This is a genomic window from Streptomyces sp. NRRL WC-3549, from assembly GCF_000721935.1.
Classification (GTDB): domain Bacteria; phylum Actinomycetota; class Actinomycetes; order Streptomycetales; family Streptomycetaceae; genus Streptomyces.
The window spans coordinates 17274-18706 of record NZ_KL585462.1 but is presented as its reverse complement, the minus strand read 5'-3'; the positions used below and the strand labels follow the sequence as shown (position 1 = coordinate 18706).

1 protein-coding gene is annotated in these 1433 nt (G+C 76.2%); it reads left to right on the top strand.

The window, feature by feature from the left end; all coding sequences use genetic code 11:
* The coding region (locus IH13_RS0136035) for a ketoacyl-synthetase C-terminal extension domain-containing protein (protein WP_031091366.1) at positions 1–1433 on the top strand (1433 nt) is incomplete at both ends.

The window sequence follows — 1433 nt, the reverse complement described above, 5'->3', positions numbered from 1 at the left end:
GTCGCCGCGCTCACCGAGGCATTCCGCGACGGCACCGACCGTTCCGGGTACTGCGCGCTCGGCTCGGTGAAGACGAACATCGGGCACCTGGACACGGCCGCCGGCATGGCGGGCCTGATCAAGACCGCGCTGATGCTGGAGCACCGGACCCTGGTGCCCAGCCTGCACTTCACCGAACCCAACCCGGACATCGACTTCGACGCCGGCCCGTTCTTCGTCAATACCGAGAAGACGGAGTGGAAGAGCGAGTCGGGTCCGCTGCGCGCCGGCGTCAGCTCCTTCGGCATCGGTGGGACGAACGCCCACGTAGTCCTCGAGGAGGGCCCGGCCCGCGGTCAGGCCCCGCACGAGAGCCGGCCGGAGCTGCTGGTCCTCTCCGCCCGCTCCGATGACGCCCTCGAACAGGCCGCCGCCGCCCTGGCGCGCCATCTGCGGGCGCACCCCGGCCTGGACCCGGCCGCCGTCGCCCAGACCCTGGGCCTCGGCCGCCGCGCCCACAGCCACCGCCTGGCCCTGGTCGCCGGCAGCACCCGCTCCGCGGCCATGGCGCTCGCCCTCGGCAACGGGGAGCGCATCCGCCGTGGCGTGAGCGGACGCGAGCCGAGCGCCCCCGTCCTCGTCCTGACCGGCACAGGTGCCGACCCGGCCGACGCGGCCGAGCTGTACGCGTCGGTGCCCGCATACCGGGGCGCCGCCGGCGCCTGCGCCGCCGCGCTCGGGCGCCCCGGTGAGGCCGAGGCACTCCTGGCCGAGGACGGGGCGGTCGCCGCCTGCTGCCACGAGTACGCCCTCGCCACCGCCCTCACCGCCTGGGGCGTCACGCCGGCCGGCCTCGCCGCCACCGGCACCGGCCTCGCCACGGCCGCGGCCCTCGCCGAGGCCCTGCCGCTCGCCGACGCCCTGGCCCTCGCCGGCGGCACCGCTCCCCACCGCGTCGCCCCGCCCAGGCTGCCCGTCGTGTCACCGCGTACCGGCCGCTGGATGACCGAGGACGAGGCAGGAGGCCCCGCCGTCTGGACCGGCCCGGCAAACGCGACGGCCTCCCCGGACGCGCTGCTCGACGGCACGGGCCGGCACGCGCTTCCCCTCACCCCGCCGGACGGCGAACCCGGGGGCCTCACCCACCTGCTCACCCTCGCAGCCGACGCGTGGGTGCTCGGTGCCGACCTCGACTTCACGGCCGTGCACACCGGCCGGGCCATCCGCCGGGTGCCCCTGCCCACCCACCGCTTCGAGCGGCGCCGGCACTGGGTGGAGCCCGGCGGTCAGGGTGCCCGGAACGAGGCGGCAACGGCCGGAGACCGGCTGATCGTCCACTTCGACCCCGCCGACCCGGAGCACAACGTCGAACTGATCCGGGACCACCTGTCCGAGTCGATCGGCAAGGTCCTCGGCGGCCGGCACCTCGCCGCCCCGGACACCAACCTCTTCGA